Raw genomic sequence first — 17,664 nt, forward strand, 5'->3', positions numbered from 1 at the left:
GGGCGCCCCCGGCCGCCAGGGTGATCGTCATGCGTGACGACGCCTACCACTGCAACCAGGCCCGCTGGGAGGCGCTCGTCGAGGCGTGGGTGTACGAGCGGCGGCCCGGCCGGGAGATCAGCGGGCCCCGCGAATACCGGCAGACGATGAGCCGGATCGTCAACGGCCTGACCGGGGCGGGGTTCCTGCTGGAGCGCCTGGCCGAGGTGCGCAGCGACCGGCCCGGCCTGGAGCCGGGGAACTGGGAGCACTTCACGTCGGTGGCGCCGCCGTGGCTGGAGTTCGTCTGGCGCTACCGCCCTGGCGTCCTCGGCGGGTGAGGGCCTACAGGTAGAGGCCCGTCCCCTCGGTGCTCGCCGTGCGGGTCAGCGACCGCCCGGCGCGGAGCGCGTACAGCTCGGCCAGCGTCGCCCCCGACGGGCCGACGCCCTGGGGCGAGCCGAGCCAGGCGACCGCCTCGTCCCGCGACAGCGGGCCGACCTCCAGCTGCGCCAGGCAGCGGCCGGGCCGGACGACGGCCGGGTGCAGGCGGGCCAGGTCCTCGTTCGTGGTGATCGCGACCAGCACGTCACGGCCCTGGCCGAGCAGGCCGTCGGTCAGGTTGAGCAGCCTGGACAGGCCCTGGCCGGCCTGCGACTTGGCCGAGGCGCTGATCAGCTCGTCGCAGTCCTCCAGCACGAGCAGCCGCCAGCGCTGCTGCTCGTCCTCGTCGTGGTCGTAGCCGACCGCCACCTCCATGAGGTAGCCGGGCTCGTCGAACAGCCGCTCCGGGTCGAGCACGCAGTCGACCTGGCACCAGTCCTGCCACTGCTTGGCCAGCGAGCGCAGCAGCGTCGTCTTGCCGGTGCCGGGCGGGCCGTGCAGCAGGATGAGACGGCCGTTCACGTCGGCCGGGGTGACGGCCATCAGGGAGTCGAGCGAGCGGCGCGCCTCCGCCGAGTAGTTGCCGCTGATCTCGGGCCACGGCTGCGCGGTGATCGGCTTCTCCGAACGGGTGCCGCCGTGCGAGCCGCGCCACCAGAAGCCCATGTCGACGTGATCCGTCTCCGGCTCGGGCTCCTCGGCGCCGTCGACGGTCTCCTTCAGCACCGACCGGGCCAGCTCCTCGCTGGTGGCCGTCACGCTGACCGTCGCCGACCGGTTGCGATGCCGGATCACCCGCAGCGTCCAGCCGTCGCCGCAGATCAGCCGCGACTCCGAACCGTCCTCCACCTGCGCCGTCCGCACGACGCTGCCGTGCGCCGGGCGCAGCGGGGCGTCGGGGCGTACGCGCTCCAGGTTGACCAGGCGCGACCACGGCTGCACCCCCGTGGCGAACGGCGACAGCGCCAGCGCGTCGATCACGTCGACGGCGGAGTCGGAGTCGTCGATCCAGATGTTCATGGGGAGCTCGGTGGCATCCTGGCTGGGGAACGGCACCTCCCTGATCACAGACATGGCTCCAATGATCACAGTTTGCGGGGCGGGTTGTCGAAGGGTTTGCGTTTTCAGCCGGTCTTCGTCAGCTCGCCCTCGCTCCTTCCCACGGGCATCGTGAGCTCGTAGTCGGCCTGGTCGTCGTCCTTGAGCTCCAGGGTGACCTTGACGCTGCCGGTGCCGCCCAGGTACGCGCACACGCCGCCGAGGTCGGCGAGCGTGAGGTGCAGGGTGGAGTCCTTGACCTCGGTCGCGTACAGGGTGCCCTTGCCGCAGCCGGGGTCGCTCTGCCCGTCGCTTGGGGAGTCCCAGACGCCCGTGGGCTCGCCCGCGCGCAGGATCAGGGTGACCGGCTCGTTCTCGAACTGCTTGCCTGCGGCCTCGCCGTCGACCGTGCCGGTCCAGGTGCCCGCGAACTCGGCGGGGACGTCGACGGTGTCGCTGGGCCTGCCGGTGCCCACGGGCAGCTCGGGGAGGAGTTCCGTGAGGCCCGCGCCCGGGTCCCCGGGAGAGACGGGGGAGGCGGGGGAGACGGAGGCGGTCGAGGTGGTGGGCGTGCGCCGGTCCAGGGCGGACGGGGCGCCGCCGTTCAGCCACAGCAGCGCGCCGCCGCCCGCGACCAGCGCGACCGCGGCGGCCGCCGCGCCGACGAGCAGGCCCCGCCGCCGCCGTCCCGGCCGCGTGGTGACGGCGGGCCCCGGCGGTCCCGTACGGTGCCCCGCGCCTTGTCCCGCGCCGTGTCCCGCGCCGTGCCCGGGCCCGCTCGCAGGCGCGCCACCCCCGCCGGGTGCGGCCGGGAGGGGGTGTTGGGGTTGACGAGGTGGACCATCAGGTCGCGGGCCGTGGGCCGGGCGGCGGGGTCCTTGGCGAGGCAGGAGGCGAGCACGCCCCGCAGCCGCGGCGGCAGCGGCGTCAGGTCGGGCTCGGCGTGGAGGACGCGGTGCAGCACCGCCGGGACCGTGTCGGCGCCGAACGGGCTGACCCCGCCCGCCGCGAACACCATCGTGGCCGCCCACGAGAACACGTCGGACGCCGGGGACGCCGGGGTGCCGGCGATCTGCTCGGGCGCCAGGTAGGCGGGCGTGCCGATCAGCCCGGAGGTCAGGGTGGCCGCGCCCTCGGCGCGCGCGATGCCGAAGTCGACCACGCGCGGCCCGTCGGGCCCGAGCAGCACGTTGGCGGGCTTGAAGTCGCGGTGCACGACCCCGGCCGCGTGGATGGCGGCCAGCGCCGTGGCCGTGCCGACGACGACGCGCTCCAGCTCGCCGCCCGCCAGCGGCCCCCGGTCGCGGACGCGGTCGGCCAGCGACGGCCCGTCGATGTACTCGCTGATCACGTACGGGCGCGGCCCCTCCGTGGAGGCGGCCAGGACGCGCGCCGTGCAGAAGCACGCGATGCTCTCCAGCGCCTCCAGCTCACGCGCGAGCCGGGCGCGGGTCTCGCGGTCGCCGGTGCTCAGCAGCTTGATGGCGACCGGTTCGCCCGCCTCGGTGTGGGCCAGGTAGACGACGCCCTGGCCGCCTTCGCCGAGGCGCCCCGCCAGCCGATGTCCGCCCAGTTCGGGCGGATCGTCCGGCGTCAGAGGGGTCACCATGGCCGATACGTTACAGGTCATCCTGCGGTGACATAGATCACCCGCTACTTTATGACGTTGATCAAATGACCTGAACGCGGAGGTACGGGGTGTCTGGTGTGAAGTTCCGCGAGCGGGCGCGCTACTGGTTCGACAACACGATGTCCAAGGGGACGGTCTCGCTCGTCGGCTGGCTGGCCGTCGTGTCGATGGGCCTGGTCGTGGTCGTCGCCGGGTTACTGATGTGGGTGGCGCCTAATGAGCCGCAGGGCGTCGGGGGCCCGGGGCACGTCCTGTGGATCGCGCTCATGCACGCGCTGTCGCCCGACGAGCTGGCGGCCGACAGCGGATCGGTGCCGTACATGGCCGTCATGCTGGTGGGCTCGCTCGGCGGGCTGTTCATCGTCAGCATGCTCGTCGGCCTGCTGGCCAACGGCTTCGAGCAGAAGGTGGACCGGCTGCGCAGGGGGCGCTCGCGCATCGTGGAATCCGGCCACACGGTGGTGCTGGGCTGGTCGGACCAGGTGTTCACGATCGTGGCCGAGCTGGTCAAGGCGCACGCCAGCGAGTCGGGCTCGGTCGTGGCGGTGCTGGCCGACCGGGACAAGCTGGCGATGGAGGAGGACATCCGCGAGCGCGTCGACCTGGGCCGCACGCGGCTGGTGTGCCGCACCGGCTCGGCCACCGAGCCGCACGACCTCGACCTGATGAACCTGGCCGCCGCCAGGTCGGTCGTCGTGCTGTCGCCCGAGGGCGAGGACCCGGACGCGCACGTGTTCAAGATCCTGCTCGCGCTGGAGAAGCGGGACGGGCCGCACCCGCCGGTGGTGGCCGCCATCGCCGCCAGCCGCAACGTGGCCGCCGCCCGCCTGGCCGGGGGCGCGGACGTGCACCTGGTGGACTCCGACGACACCGCCTCGCGGCTGATCGTGCAGTCCTCCCGCCAGTCGGGCATGTCGGTCGTCTGCATGGACCTGCTCAACTTCGACGGCGGCGAGATCTACCTGCGGCCGGGCGCGGAGGTCGCGGGCCGGACGTACGGCGAGACGCTGCACGCGTACGGGACGGCCACGGTGATCGGCCTGCGCAGGCCGTCGGGCGTGGTGCTCAACCCGGCCATGGACACCGCGGTGACCGAGGCGGACGAGGTCATCGTGATCGCGCACGACGACTCCCGCATCGAGCTGGCCGAGGGCGCGCCCGCCGTGGACGAGGCCGCGATCGTCACCGCCCGGCCCGCCGACCCGGAGCCGGAGCGCACGCTGCTGCTCAACTGGAACAGCCGGGCGCACCACATCATCCGCTACCTCGACGGCTACGTGGCCCCCGGCTCGGTGCTGGAGATCGCCACCGACCATCCGAAGGCGGGCACGGGCCTGGAGGGGCTGCGCAACCTCACCGTCAACGTCAAGGACTGCGACACCACCGACAGGTACGCGCTGGAGGCGCTCGGCCCCGGCCTGTTCCAGCACGTCATCGTGCTGTCGGACGACCGGTTCACGCTGCACCACGCCGACACCCGCACGCTCATGACGCTGCTGCAGCTGCGCGACATGCAGAGCGCGATGAACGAGCACTACTCGATCGTCAGCGAGATGCACGACGAGAACAACCGGGCCCTGGCCGAGGTCACGGAGGCCGACGACATCGTCATCAGCGACACCGTCATCGGCCTGCTGCTCGCCCAGCTCGCCGAGAACCGGCACCTGGCGGACGTGTTCGGCTTCCTGTTCGACTCGCGCGGCTCCGAGATCTACCCGCGCCCGGCCGGCTCGTACGTGACCACCGGGACGGAGGTGAGCTTCGCGACGGTCATCGAGGCGGCGCGCCGCAGAGGGGAGACCGCGATCGGCTACCGGGACGCCGCCGGGCGCAACGTCCCGCCCCACTACGGCATCGTGCTGAACCCGCCCAAGCCGGACCTCGTCCGCCTGTCCGAGCGCGATTCGGTCATCGTGCTGGCGGAGGACTGAGTCTGGGTTAGCGTGTGCGGCGTGAGGACCATCGACTGGGTGGACGGAGCCGTCGAGCTCATCGACCAGACCCGGCTGCCCGCCGAGTGCGTGACGCTGCGCCTGCACACCGTGGACGAGCTCGTCGAGGCCATCCGCCGGCTCGCGGTGCGGGGCGCGCCCGCGCTCGGCGTGGCCGGGGCGCTCGGCGTAGTGCTGGCCAGGGGTGACCAGGAGGCCGTCGCCCGGCTGCGCGCCGCCCGCCCCACCGCCGTGAACCTGGCCTGGGGCGTCGACCGGGCCGCCGCCCACCTGGCCGAGGGGCAGGAAGCCGTGCTGCGCGCCGCCCTGCGCATCAGGGACGACGACATCGCCGCCTGCCTGGCCATGGGCGAGCGCGGCGCCGACCTGCTCCAAGGCGACCGGCTGCGGATCATGACCGTGTGCAACACGGGCGCCCTGGCGGCCGTCGAGCGCGGCACGGCGCTCGGCGTCGTCCAGACGCTGCACGAGCGCGGCAGGCTCGCCGAGGTGCTCGCCCTGGAGACCCGGCCCCTGCTCCAGGGCGCCAGGCTCACCGCCTGGGAGCTGGCCCGCATGGGCGCCCCGCACCGCCTGGTCGCCGACTCCGCCGGGCCGTACCTGCTGGCGCGGGGCGGCGTGGACGCGGTGCTCATCGGCGCCGACCGGATCGCCGCCAACGGCGACACCGCCAACAAGATCGGCTCGTACGCGCTCGCGCTCGGCGCGGAGCGGGCCGGGGTGCCGTTCATCGTCGTCGCGCCGGAGAGCACGATCGACGCGGCCACCCCGTCGGGCGACCACATCGAGATCGAGGACCGGGGCGCCGAGGAGATCGTCAGCGTGGCGGGCGTGCGGGTGGCCCCGGAGGGCACGAAAGCGCTGAATCCCGCTTTCGACGTGACACCGCACGACCTGATCACCGCGATCGTGACGGACACCCGTGTAATCCACCCGTAGGTTAAAATTATCCCGAACTCGTGACCAGTTCGCGCATCTAGCGTTACGCTCTGTTGTGTAATGACGCTACTTTCCGGAGCGTATCGTGGCCATTGACCTGATCAAGCGGGCGGATTGGGATGCGCGTTCTCCCCGCGGCGCCTACACACAGCTCGATTCCACCAAAGGGGTGAAAGTCCACTACACCGGTGGACGGGTCGATCCCGGAATCGTCGACGACCACGCTGGATGCGTGAAATTGGTGAAATCCATCCAAGGGTCACATATGGATGGAAATGGCTGGATCGACATCGGATATTCCTTTGTCGCCTGCCCGCACCGCAAGGTGTTCGAGGGGCGGGGGCTGCACCACCTGCCCGCCGCCAACGGCGCCGGCCTCAACCGCGGCCACTACGCCGTGCTCGGGCTCGTCGGCAACGCCGGGCTGGTCCAGCCGCCCGACGACCTGCTCCACGCCATCCTCGACGCCGTCGAGCACGTCCGCGACCGGGGCCGGGCCGGCAAGGAGATCAAGGGACACCGCGACGGCTACTCCACGAGCTGCCCCGGCGACGCCCTCTACGCGTGGGTCCGGCGCGGCGCGCCCCGGCCCGGCAACGACAACGGCACCCCCGAGTCGCCCCCGCCTCCCGGGCGGTTATTGAGATACCCGCCCGTCACCCGCGGCGACGACGTACGGACCTGGCAGGCCAAGATGCGCGAGCGCGGCTGGGAGATCGACGTCGACGGCGCCTACGGACCCGCGTCCAAGGACGTGTGCCGGCGGTTCCAGCGCCAGCAGGGCATCGAGGACGACGGCATCGTCGGCCCCGTCACCTGGCGCCTCACCTGGGAAGCCCCCTGACCTGACCCCTGTCACAGCCCCGCGTGCACGTTCCGTGACGTGTTGCGCTTACGATCCCAAGCATGGATCTGGCAGCGGGTTTCCCCGCCACCACCCGGGACGGCTGGCGTGCGCTGGCGCTCGCGGTCCTGCGCAAGTCCGGCGTCGAGGCCGCCACCCCCGAGCAGGCGCTCGGCGCGCTCACCTACGACGGAGTGCCGATCGCGCCGCTCTACGACGCCTCCGACCTGCCCCCCGTGCCGCCGTTCGACCGGGGGAGCGCCCGCGCCGGCTGGGACGTCAGGCAGCGGCACGCCGTCCCCGACCCCGAAGCGGTGCTGACCGACCTGGAGAACGGCGTCACCTCGCTCTGGCTGGTGGCCGGAAACGGCGCGATCCCCGTGGTGGAGCTGCCCCGGGTGCTCAAGGACGTCCTTCTCGACCTCGCCCCGATCGTCCTGGACGCCGGGCCGCACACCCGGGAGGCCGCCGAGGCGCTGTTCGCGCTGGCCGGCGACACGCCGCTCAGCGGAAACCTCGGCGCCTCCGCGCTCGACGACTCCGGCGTGGAGCTGGCGGCCCGGTGCGTGACCGGTCACCCCGGGCTGCGCGCGATCACCGTCGACGCCACGCCCTACCACGACGCCGGCGCCTCCGACGGGGAGGAGCTGGGCTGCTCGATCGCGCTCGGCGTGGCCGCGCTGCGGGCGCTGACCGGGGCCGGGCTGAGCGTCGAGCAGGCGTTCGGGCAGCTCGAGTTCCGCTACTCGGCCACCGACGACCAATTCGCCACCATCGCCAAGCTGCGCGCCGCCCGCAAGCTGTGGGCGCGCGTCGCCGAGGTGTGCGGCGGCGGGTCCCAGGACGCGTACGCGCAGGTCCAGCACGTCGTGACCAGCTCCGCCATGATGACGGCTCGCGACCCGTGGGTGAACATGCTGCGCACCACCGTCGCCTGCTTCGCCGCCGGGATCGGCGGCGCCGACGCGGTCACCGTCCAGCCGTTCGACGCGGCCGTGCGTCCGCCCGACGCCTTCTCCCGGCGCATCGCCCGCAACACCCAGGCGCTGCTGCTGGAGGAGGCGGGCGCCGGGCGGGTGGCCGACCCGGCGGGCGGCTCCTGGTACGTCGAGCGCCGCACCGCCGACCTGGCCGCGCGTGCCTGGGAGTGGTTCCAGGAGATCGAGGCGGCGGGCGGCATCCGCGCCGCCGCCGGGAAGGTGGCCGGCCGTGTCGCCGCCACCCGCGCCCGTCGCGCCGCCGACATCGCCCACCGCCGCCTCCCGATCACCGGCGTGAGCGAGTTCCCCGACCCCGCCGAGAGGCCCCTCCGCCGCCCCGCCGCCCCGAAGCCGCCCGCCGGCGCGACGACCTCCGTCCAGCCGCCCGGCACGGCCGCGGAGCGGGGGACCGGGCTGCCGGTGGTGCGCTACGCCGCCGAGTTCGAGGCGCTGCGCGACCTGGCCGACGCCCAGCCGGAGCGGCCCAAGGTGTTCCTGGCCACGATCGGCCCCGCCGCCGCCCACACCGCGCGGGCGGCGTTCGCGGCGAACCTGTTCCAGGCCGGCGGGCTGGCCGTGGAGAGCGCGGGCCCGGGCGCCGACGCCGAGCGGATCGCCGCCGCGTTCGCCGCCAGCGGGGCCGCGGTCGCCTGCCTGTGCTCCACCGACAAGCTGTACGCCGAGCACGCCGAGGAGGTGGCCGCCGCGCTGCGCCGGGCGGGCGCCCGCCGGGTGTGGCTGGCCGGCAAGGGCAGCCACCCGGGCGTCGACGCCTGCCTGTTCGCCGGGTGCGACGCCCTCGACGTGCTCCGCACGACCTTCCGCGACCTGGAGGTGACCGCATGATCCCCGACTTCACCGGCGTCCCCCTGGACGGCGCGCCTCCGGCGGCGGCCGCCGGGGAGCCCGCCGCCCCGGGCCCGGTCTGGGAGACCCCCGAGGGCATCGCGGTCAAACCGCTCTACACCGCACGCGACCTGGACGGCCTGGACTTCCTGTCCACCTACCCGGGCGCCGCCCCCTACCTGCGGGGCCCGTACCCGACCATGTACGTCAACCAGCCGTGGACCGTCCGCCAGTACGCGGGCTTCTCCACGGCCGAGGACAGCAACGCCTTCTACCGCCGCAACCTGGCCGCCGGGCAGAAGGGCCTGTCGGTGGCCTTCGACCTGGCCACGCACCGGGGCTACGACTCCGACCACCCGAGGGTGGCGGGCGACGTGGGCATGGCCGGGGTGGCGATCGACTCCATCTACGACATGCGCCGCCTGTTCGACGGCATCCCGCTGGACCGCATGTCGGTGTCGATGACGATGAACGGCGCCGTGCTGCCGATCCTGGCCCTCTACATCGTGGCCGCCGAGGAGCAGGGGGTGGCGCCGGAGCAGCTCGCCGGGACCATCCAGAACGACATTCTCAAAGAGTTCATGGTACGGAACACGTACATCTACCCGCCGGGCCCCTCGATGCGGATAATTTCGGATATTTTCGCATATACCAGTGAAAAGATGCCGAAATTCAACTCCATCAGCATTTCTGGTTACCACATCCAGGAAGCGGGGGCGACGTGCGACCTGGAGCTCGCCTACACGCTCGCCGACGGGGTCGAATACCTGCGTGCCGGAATCGCCGCCGGAATGGACGTCGACCGGTTCGCGCCGCGCTTGTCGTTCTTCTGGTGCATCGGCATGAACTTCTTCATGGAGGTCGCCAAACTCCGCGCCGCGCGGCTGCTCTGGGCCAACCTGGTGTCCGGTTTCAATGCGAAAAATCCGAAATCGCTGAGCCTGCGGACCCACTCCCAGACCTCCGGCTGGTCCCTCACCGCCCAGGACGTCTACAACAACGTGGCCCGCACCTGCGTCGAGGCGATGGCCGCCACCCAGGGCCACACCCAGTCGCTGCACACCAACGCCCTCGACGAGGCCCTGGCGCTGCCCACCGACTTCTCCGCGCGCATCGCCCGCAACACCCAGCTCCTGCTCCAGCAGGAGTCCGGCACCACCCAGGTGATCGACCCGTGGGGCGGCTCCTACTACGTCGAACGCCTCACCCACGACCTGGCCGAACGCGCCTCCGCGCACATCCACGAGGTCGAGGCCGCCGGAGGCATGGCCAAGGCCATCGAGGCCGGGCTGCCCAAGCTGCGCATCGAGGAGGCGGCCGCCCGCACCCAGGCCCGCATCGACTCCGGCCGCCAGCCGGTCATCGGCGTCAACAAGTACCGGGCCGCCGCCGACGAGCCCATCGAGGTCCTCAAGGTCGACAACAGCGCCGTACGCGCCCAGCAGCTCGCCAAGCTGGCCGCGCTGCGCGCCGAACGCGACGAGGACGCCGTCCGCCGCGCGCTCGCCGCGCTCACCGACGCCGCCGCCGACCCCGCGCCCGGCCTCGACGGCAACCTGCTCAAGCTGTCCGTCGACGCCGCCCGCGCCAAGGCCACGGTGGGCGAGATCTCCGCCGCGCTGGAGCGGGTCTTCGGCCGGCACGCCGAGCAGGTCCGTACGATTTCCGGCGTGTACCGCGACGAGGCCGGACCGGCCGCCGACATCGAACGCGCCCGGCAGGCGTGCGCCGACTTCGCCCGCGCCGAGGGCCGCCGCCCGCGCATCCTGGTGGCAAAGATGGGACAGGACGGCCACGACCGCGGCCAGAAGGTGATCGCCACCGCCTTCGCCGACCTGGGCTTCGACGTCGACGTCGGCCCGCTCTTCCAGACGCCGGAAGAGGTGGCCAGGCAGGCGGTCGAGGCCGACGTGCACATCGTCGGCGTCTCCACGCTCGCCGCCGGGCACCTCACGCTGGTGCCCGCCCTCCGCCAGGCGCTCGCCGACCTGGACGCCGCCGACATCATGATCGTCGTGGGCGGCGTGATCCCGCCGGGCGACTTCGACGAGCTCCGCGCCGCCGGGGCCTCGGCGATCTTCCCGCCCGGCACGGTCATCGCCGAGGCGGCCCTCGGCCTGCTCGACGAGCTGCGCGAGCGTCAGAAGTAGTCCTCGCACATGGTGAACGACACCCGGCGCCGCGGCCGGGTCCGGCCCTGGCGCGCGGTGCACCGCGCCGCCGGGCCTGCTGGAGCGAGGGCCCGTCCACGTGCTTATGGTCAAGTGATTCGTTCGCCAGGGCCGTCAGTGGGTTCGAGGCCGGGAGACAGGAGGGCGCGGTGCGCTCGCTGGAGGACTACGTCCGGGGCGTCAAGGCGGGTTCGCGCACGTGGATCGCACGGGCGATCACGCTGGTCGAGTCCACCCGGCAGGACCACAGGGCGCTGGCCCAGCGGCTGCTGATCGAGCTGACGCCGCTGGCGGGCCGGGCCCGCCGGGTGGGCGTGTCGGGGGTGCCGGGCGTGGGCAAGTCCACGTTCGTCGACGCGCTCGGCACGCGGCTGACCGGCGTCGGGCACCGGGTGGCGGTGCTGGCCGTGGACCCGTCCTCCACCAGGACCGGCGGCAGCATCCTGGGGGACAAGACCCGCATGGCCCGGCTGTCGGCCGATCCGGCGGCGTTCATCCGGCCCTCGCCCACCTCCGGCACGCTGGGCGGGGTCGCCAAGGCCACGCGGGAGGCGATGGTCGTGGTGGAGGCCGCCGGGTTCGACGTGGTGCTGGTGGAGACCGTGGGCGTCGGCCAGTCGGAGACGGCGGTGGCCGACATGGTCGACACGTTCCTGCTGCTGACCCTGGCCCGCACCGGCGACCAGCTCCAGGGCATCAAGAAGGGCGTGCTGGAGCTGGCCGACGTGATCGCGGTCAACAAGGCCGACGGTGAACACGCCCTGGCGGCCCGCAAGGCGGCCCGCGAGCTCGCCGGGGCGCTGCGCATGCTGCGGTCCGGGGGCGCGCCGCCGCCGGTGCTCACGTGCAGCGGGCTCACCGGCGACGGCCTGGAGGAGCTGTGGCGGCAGGTCCTGGCCCATCAGGAGGGGCTCGACCTGGCGGCCAAGCGCCGCGAGCAGCAGGTCGGCTGGACGTGGACGCTGGTGCGCGAACGCCTGCTGGCCGAGCTGCTCGACGACCCGGACGTGACGGCGATCGCCGGGGACGTCGAGCGGGAGGTGCTGGCGGGGGAGCTGACCCCGTCGCTGGCGGCGGACCGGCTCCTGGAGGCCTTCAAGCGCCGCTGATCCACCCGCCCCATTAACGCCGCTGATCCACTCGCCCCCAGTTATACGAACGATCGGTCGCTCATATATTGTGAGGCCCATGACCGAACAGGAGACCGACGGGCGCAGGGCCCGGGGGCGGCGCAGCCGGGAGGCGATCCTGGAGCACGCCGTGTCCCTGGCCTCGGTGCACGGGCTGGGCGGGCTGAGCCTGGGGCGGCTGGCGGACGCGGCCGGCGTGAGCAAGTCCGGATTTTTCGCCCACTGGCGCGACAAGGAGGAGCTCCAGCTCGACGCCGTGGAGTGGGCGAGCCGCCAGTGGGTCGAGCGGATCGTCAAGCCCGCCCTCGAGGCCCCGCCCGGCGTCCGGCGGATCTTCGCCCTGCACGAGGCCCGGATGCGCTTCTACGCCGACGGGGTGCTGCCCGGCGGCTGCTTCTTCTTCATGGCGCAGGTCGAGTTCGACGACCAGCCCGGCCGGGTGCGCGAGCGCGTCGCCCGGGCGCTGGCCGAGTGGCTCGGCCTGATCGAACGGCTCGTGCGCGAGGCCGTGGCCCTGGGCGAGCTGCCCGGCGACGTCGACGCGGGGCAGCTCGCGTACGAGATCGAAGCGCTGGGGGAGGCCGCGGTCACGCACGCGCGGCTGCTGGACCCCGACGAGGCCCACCGGCGCAGCCGCCGTGCCGTGCTGCTGCGCCTGCGTGACCTGACCACCACCCCCGAACTCCTTCCGGAGGACCGCACGTGAGCGTGACCCGCACCGTCCAGATCCATTTCGACGACCTCGACGCGATGGGGCTGCTGCACAACTCCCGCTACGCCCTGCTCGTCGAGCGTGCCGTCGGCGCGTTCTGGGCCGAGCAGGGATGGAACTTCGACCCCGGCGTGTCCCGGTTCCGCGACGTCTACATGGCGGTCCGCGAGTTCAAGATCACCTACAACGCGCCGATCTCGGGGGCCGGGGAGGTGGCGGTGGAGTTCTGGCTGGACCGGATGGGCCGCACCAGCGGCGTCTACGGCTTCCGGGTGCTGTCGGCCGACCGCTCGATCGTGCACGCCGAGGGCTACCGGGTCAACGTCAACCTCGATCCGGCCACGTTCCGCCCGGCCCCGTTCAGCCAGGAGCTGCGGGACGCGGCGGCGCCGCTGATGCTGGAGGGCCTGACCGCCGTGCAGTGACGCGGGGGAGGAGGGCGCCGGTCATGAGACCGGCGCCCTTTTGCGTTCCATCACTCTGGCCGGGTGTGTTAAATTTTGGCCATGCGGTCAGAAAATGAGCCCAGCGGCCAGAAGGGCCGGTCGTTCATCGAGGAGGCCAGGCGTGCCCAGATCATCGCCTCGGCCGTCGAGGTGATCGCCGAGCAGGGGTTCGCCCGCGCCTCCCTGGCCCGGATCGCCCAGCACGCGGGCATCAGCAAGGGCGTCATCTCCTACCACTTCGACGGCAAGGACGAGCTGATGGAGGAGGTCGTCGTCCGGGTCTACACGGCCATCAGCGAGCACGTGCTCGCCCGGATGGAGGGCCTGAGCACGGCCACCGAGCTGCTGCGCACCCAGATCCTCGGCGTCGCCGAGCACATGCGCGCCCAGCGCACCCAGCTCAGGGCCCTCGGCGAGATCTTCGCCAACCTGCGCGACGCCGACGGCAAGCTCCGCTTCGGCGTCAACGCCGGCGAGGAGATCTACCAGGCGCTGGAGCAGATCTACCGCCTCGGCCAGAAGACCGGCGAGTTCCGCGCGTTCGACGTCCGGGTGATGGCGCTCACCCAGTCCGCGGCCGTCGACGCCATGTTCGCCTACTGGATCAACAATCCCGGCCACGACCTCGACGCGCACGCCCGGGAGCTCGCCGACCTGTTCGAGAGGGCCGTCCGATGAAGACCGAGCCACGCGCCGCGACCCGGCTGCACGCCGTCGACAACCTGCGGGTCCTGCTGACCGTGCTGGTCGTCCTGCACCACGTCGCGCTCACGTACGGCAACATCCCGATGTGGTACTACACCGAGCCCGCCGCCGACCCCTCCGGCCTGGCCCTGGACATCCTCGTCGTGATGAACCAGGCGTTCTTCATGGGCTTGTTCTTCCTCATCTCCGGCTTCTTCACGCCCGGCTCCCACGACCGCAAGGGCGGCCGGGCGTTCGCCCGCGACCGGCTGGTCCGGCTCGGCGTGCCGCTGCTGGTGTTCCTGGTCCTGCTGCGGCCGCTCGTGACGCTGCCCGACTACCTGACCGGGGAGCCGTTCTGGCAGGTCTACCTGCGCACCTGGGACCCGGGGCCGATGTGGTTCGCCGAGGTGCTGCTCGTCCTCGGCCTGGCGTACGCGCTGTGCCGCCGCCGGGGGAGCACCGCGCAGGCTGCGCCCACGGTGCCGAAGGCGCGCTGGATCGTGCTGTTCACCGTGGGCCTGGCGGCGGTGACCGTCCTGTGGCGGATCCCGGTGCCGGTCGGGACGTACGTGCCGGTCCTCGGGCTGCCCACGCCCTACTTCCTGCCGCAGTACGTGAGCATGTTCGCGGCCGGGCTGGTGGCGTTCCGGCGCGGCTGGTTCGAGACGCTGCCCCGCCGGGCCGGGCGGCTCGGGTTCGTCGTCGCCGGCGCGTCCACGGCCGTGTGCCTGCCGGTCATGGGCACGACCTCCGGGGCGGTGACGGACGCGATCACCGCCACCTGGGAGATCGTCTTCGCCGTCGGCATGATCCTCGGGCTGGTGGTGCTCTTCCGCGAGCGGTTCGCCGGGCAGGGGCCGCGCGGCCGGTTCCTGTCGGAGCACGCCTACACCGTCTACGTCGTCCACCCGCTGGTGGTGGTCGCCGCCGGCTACGCGCTCAGCGGGATCCAGGCGGCGGCGATCGTCAAGTTCGCGCTCGCCGCCGCCCTCTGCCTGCCGCTGTGCTGGGGCCTGGCCTACCTGGTGCGCTCGCTGCCCGGGGCCAGGAGGGTGCTGTGACCCGGGGCTACTCGGCGTAGAAGGCGTCGAGGGTGCTTCCGTGGCGCTCCTCGACGGCCTTGCGCTTGACCTTGAGGCTGGCGGTCAGCTCGCCGCCCTCGACCGTGAAGTCCTCCGCCAGGATCGCGAACTTCTTGATCGTGGCGTAGCTGGCCTGGTCGGCGTTGACCTGGTCGATGCCCTTCTGCACCTCGGCGAGCATCCGCGGGTGCCCGCGCAGCTCCTCCGGGTCCGTCGGCAGTCCCTCGGCCTCCGCCCACGGCCTGGTCACGTCCATGTCCAGGGTGACCAGCGCCGTGCAGTAGTTGCGCCGGTCGCCGTGCACGAACACGTGCGACAGATACGGGCAGGCCGCCTTGATCCGGCCCTCCAGGTGGGTCGGCGCGACGTACTTGCCGCCGGAGGTCTTGATCAGCTCCTTCTTGCGGTCGGTGATGCGCAGCCGGCCCGCCTCGTCCAGTTCGCCGATGTCGCCGGTGCGCAGCCAGCCGTCGTCCAGCGCCTCGGCCGTCTCCTCCGGCAGGCCGTGATAGCCGCGCATGATGCCGCGCCCGCCGATCAGCACCTCGCCGTCCTCGGCGATGCGCACCTCGGTGCCCGGCAGCGGCAGCCCCACCGTGCCGAACCTGACGCTGTCGGGCCGGTTGAGGAAGCTGCCCGCCGACGACTCGGTCAGGCCGTAGCCCTCCAGGATCGTCAGCCCGGCCGCGTCGAAGAACTCGGCGATGTCCTGCGACAGCGGCGCCGCCCCCGAGATGAAGAAGCGGATCCGGCCGCCGAACCTGGCCCGCAGCTTGCCGAACACCAGCCGGTCGGCCAGCGCGTACTCCAGCCGGGTCGTCAGCGGGATGGACGCGCCGCGCTGGCGGGCCCGCACCACGCGGACGCCCGTCGCCTTGGCCCAGTTGAAGATCTTGAGCTTGACGCCGCCCTCGCGCTGCTGGGTGGCGGCGACCGTGTTGTGGATCTTCTCGAAGATGCGCGGGGCCGCCGCCATGAACGTCGGCCGCAGCGCGCCCAGGTTGTCGGCGATCCGGTCGAGGCGGCCGTCGATCGCGGTCGGCACGCCCTCGCCGAGCATCACGACCTCCAGCAGCTTGCCGAACGAGTGCGACAGCGGCAGCCACAGGAAGTGCAGGTCCGCGCCCGACAGCAGGTCGATCTCGCGGACCGCGCCCGCCGCGTACAGCCAGTTGTCGTGGGTGAGCACCACGCCCTTGGGCCGGCCGGTGGTGCCGGAGGTGTAGATGAGCGTGGCCACGTCCTCGGCTCCGATCGCCGCCACCATCGCGTCGTAGTCGCCTTCACTCTCGCTGCCGGCGGCGCGTACGGAGTCGAGCGTGACCACCCAGCCGTCGTCGCCGGCCTCGCCGTCGATCACCACCACGTGGGTGACGTCCGGCAGCTCCTTGCGCACCGACCGGAGCTTGGCCACCTGCTCGTCGTTCTCCGCGATGACGATCGTGCTGCCGGAGTCGGTGATGACGAACGCCGACTCCGCCGCCGTGTTGGACGGGTAGATCGTCGTCGTCGCCGCGCCCGTCGACAGCACCGCCAGGTCGCACAGGATCCACTCCACCCGGGTCGAGCAGAGGATCGAGACCCGGGCGCCCGGCCCCGCGCCCAGCTTCGCCAGGCCGAGCGCCAGCTCCCGCACCCGGTCACCGGTCTGTCGCCAGGTCATCGACGTCCAGCCGTCACCCGAGGGGTAACGGTACGCCTCGGCGTCGGGGGTGGCCGCGATCCGGTCGAGCAGCAGGGCGGGGATGCTGGACATTGCCTGGACCTCCTGTGGGGGATGTGAGGCAGACTCTAGGCCGGTTGCCCCGTTCCAGTCGATAACACAATTGACGTCCCGGGAGGAAGCGGGCGATAGTGTGGCAGGTGGCTGCCCCCCGGATGATCACGTGCGTTCTCGCGCTGGCGACCCTCACGCTCGGCGCGTGCACCTCCGCGCCCTCCCTGAGCGGCGGCTCGCCGCGGTTGAGCGGCACCGCGGGCGGCCCCGGCGGCGCCGGCTCGCCCAGCCCCAGTCTCGCCGCGCTCACCGCCGACGCCTACAAGGGCGAGCTCGGCACCCGGCACGACGCGCTGAGCGACGCGATCAAGTCCGTGGCCTCCGCGCGCGGCCTCAAGAGCCTGCGCGAGCGGGTGGGCAAGGCGGAGGAGAAGATGCTCGGCGCCGCCGAGGAGCTCGCCGCCCTCCAGCCGCCCGCCGAGGTCCGCGCCCAGCACGACGCGTACGTGACCAGCATGCGCGACCTGGCCGCCGGGCTCGGCGGCGCGACCGGGAAGGTCGGCTCGGACCTGTGCACCTCCTCGGCCGTGCTCACCGACGTCCGCGGCGCGCTCGGCGCCCTCGACGAGGCCGGCGAGACCCTGCAGGAGGCCGGCGGCTATCCGGCGGACGTGGTGTCGGTCAAGGCCGCCGGGAAGAAGACCAGGCGGCTCGGCAACGGCCACTACCTGCGCAAGAGCGGCCTCGGCGGGCGCAGCTCGCTGCAGATCCACAACGGCACCCGGCGCGACGCCGTCGTCAACGTGCTGCGCGGCAAGTCCAAGGTCATCAGCGTCTACGTGCGCAAGAAGTCCAAGTTCAAGATCCCCGGCATGCGTGACGGCACGTACCGGATCTACTTCACGCACGGCGTCGACTGGGACGGCAAGAGCCGGGCCTTCACCCGCGACTGCAGCTTCTCGCGCTTCCAGAAGTCGGTGAAGTTCAAGACCACCTACACCTCGACGCAGATCCTCTGGCACGACTGGCGCATCACGCTGCACTCCATCTCCGGCGGCAACGCCAGGACGAGCCAGGTCGACCCCGACGACTTCCCCGGCTAGAACCCGGCCGCATGCGGCCGGAAA

At 72.4% G+C, this 17,664-nt stretch carries 16 protein-coding genes; 12 read left to right on the forward strand and 4 right to left on the reverse strand.

Annotated features, from left to right (window positions below; translation table 11 throughout):
* Window positions 1-29 precede the first annotated feature (29 nt).
* A complete protein-coding gene (locus ACBI99_RS22635; protein ID WP_375073398.1) occupies window positions 30-320 on the forward strand; it encodes a hypothetical protein in 291 nt (96 codons plus the stop codon).
* A gap of 4 nt (window positions 321-324) precedes the next feature.
* On the opposite strand, the gene ACBI99_RS22640 is transcribed toward ACBI99_RS22635, so the two are convergent.
* The 3 genes from ACBI99_RS22640 to ACBI99_RS22650 form a co-directional block, all read right to left on the reverse strand.
* Window positions 325-1,437 (reverse strand): DUF5925 domain-containing protein, encoded by a 1,113-nt coding sequence (locus ACBI99_RS22640; RefSeq protein WP_375073399.1) that lies wholly within the window; start codon window positions 1,435-1,437, stop codon window positions 325-327.
* A gap of 50 nt (window positions 1,438-1,487) precedes the next feature.
* A complete protein-coding gene (locus ACBI99_RS22645) occupies window positions 1,488-1,877 on the reverse strand; it encodes a hypothetical protein (protein WP_375073400.1) in 390 nt (129 codons plus the stop codon).
* A gap of 128 nt (window positions 1,878-2,005) precedes the next feature.
* Window positions 2,006-3,010, reverse strand: a complete 1,005-nt coding sequence (locus ACBI99_RS22650; RefSeq protein WP_375073401.1) for a serine/threonine-protein kinase — start codon at window positions 3,008-3,010, stop codon at window positions 2,006-2,008.
* A 98-nt stretch (window positions 3,011-3,108) separates the two neighbouring features.
* Here ACBI99_RS22650 and ACBI99_RS22655 point away from each other — a divergent pair, with 98 nt between their 5' ends.
* The 10 genes from ACBI99_RS22655 (at window position 3,109) to ACBI99_RS22700 (ending at window position 14,799) form a co-directional block, all read left to right on the forward strand.
* Window positions 3,109-4,962, forward strand: a complete 1,854-nt coding sequence (locus ACBI99_RS22655) for a potassium transporter TrkA (RefSeq protein WP_364172018.1) — start codon at window positions 3,109-3,111, stop codon at window positions 4,960-4,962.
* A 21-nt stretch (window positions 4,963-4,983) separates the two neighbouring features.
* Window positions 4,984-5,922: an S-methyl-5-thioribose-1-phosphate isomerase gene (mtnA, locus tag ACBI99_RS22660; protein WP_219517606.1), complete on the forward strand. Its 939-nt coding sequence runs from the start codon at window positions 4,984-4,986 to the stop codon at window positions 5,920-5,922.
* 265 nt (window positions 5,923-6,187) lie between these two features.
* The gene (locus ACBI99_RS22665; protein WP_375073402.1) at window positions 6,188-6,766 is read left to right on the forward strand and encodes an N-acetylmuramoyl-L-alanine amidase; all 579 of its coding nucleotides are present in this window, start codon (window positions 6,188-6,190) and stop codon (window positions 6,764-6,766) included.
* A 62-nt stretch (window positions 6,767-6,828) separates the two neighbouring features.
* Entirely contained in the window at window positions 6,829-8,592 is a 1,764-nt protein-coding gene (locus ACBI99_RS22670) for a methylmalonyl-CoA mutase subunit beta (RefSeq protein ID WP_375073403.1), read from the forward strand.
* The gene (gene scpA / locus ACBI99_RS22675; RefSeq protein ID WP_375073404.1) at window positions 8,589-10,742 is read left to right on the forward strand and encodes a methylmalonyl-CoA mutase; all 2,154 of its coding nucleotides are present in this window, start codon (window positions 8,589-8,591) and stop codon (window positions 10,740-10,742) included. The genes ACBI99_RS22670 and scpA overlap by 4 nt, the downstream gene beginning before the upstream one ends.
* Window positions 10,743-10,912: 170 nt before the next feature.
* Entirely contained in the window at window positions 10,913-11,872 is a 960-nt protein-coding gene (gene meaB, locus ACBI99_RS22680) for a methylmalonyl Co-A mutase-associated GTPase MeaB (protein WP_357590526.1), read from the forward strand.
* 79 nt (window positions 11,873-11,951) lie between these two features.
* Window positions 11,952-12,599 carry a TetR/AcrR family transcriptional regulator gene (locus ACBI99_RS22685; protein WP_219517611.1) on the forward strand — a complete coding sequence of 216 codons (648 nt, stop codon included), beginning with the start codon at window positions 11,952-11,954 and terminating at the stop codon, window positions 12,597-12,599.
* Window positions 12,596-13,030, forward strand: a complete 435-nt coding sequence (locus ACBI99_RS22690) for an acyl-CoA thioesterase (RefSeq protein WP_375073405.1) — start codon at window positions 12,596-12,598, stop codon at window positions 13,028-13,030. Before ACBI99_RS22685 ends, ACBI99_RS22690 begins: the two co-directional genes overlap by 4 nt.
* Before the next feature lie 81 nt (window positions 13,031-13,111).
* Entirely contained in the window at window positions 13,112-13,729 is a 618-nt protein-coding gene (locus ACBI99_RS22695) for a TetR/AcrR family transcriptional regulator (protein ID WP_219517613.1), read from the forward strand.
* Window positions 13,726-14,799, forward strand: a complete 1,074-nt coding sequence (locus ACBI99_RS22700) for an acyltransferase family protein (RefSeq protein ID WP_375073406.1) — start codon at window positions 13,726-13,728, stop codon at window positions 14,797-14,799. Before ACBI99_RS22695 ends, ACBI99_RS22700 begins: the two co-directional genes overlap by 4 nt.
* 7 nt (window positions 14,800-14,806) lie before the next feature.
* Here ACBI99_RS22700 and ACBI99_RS22705 read toward each other — a convergent pair whose 3' ends face one another.
* Complete coding sequence (locus ACBI99_RS22705; protein ID WP_219517616.1) at window positions 14,807-16,576, reverse strand: long-chain fatty acid--CoA ligase; 1,770 nt, start codon at window positions 16,574-16,576, stop codon at window positions 14,807-14,809.
* Between the two features lie 122 nt (window positions 16,577-16,698).
* Between ACBI99_RS22705 and ACBI99_RS22710 the strand changes: the two genes are divergently transcribed.
* Window positions 16,699-17,640 carry a hypothetical protein gene (locus ACBI99_RS22710; protein WP_357590535.1) on the forward strand — a complete coding sequence of 314 codons (942 nt, stop codon included), beginning with the start codon at window positions 16,699-16,701 and terminating at the stop codon, window positions 17,638-17,640.
* The last annotated feature ends 24 nt before the right edge of the window (window positions 17,641-17,664 follow it).

Origin of the sequence: Nonomuraea sp. ATR24, from assembly GCF_041950485.1 — a bacterium.
GTDB classification, from domain to species: Bacteria; Actinomycetota; Actinomycetes; order Streptosporangiales; family Streptosporangiaceae; genus Nonomuraea; species Nonomuraea ceibae.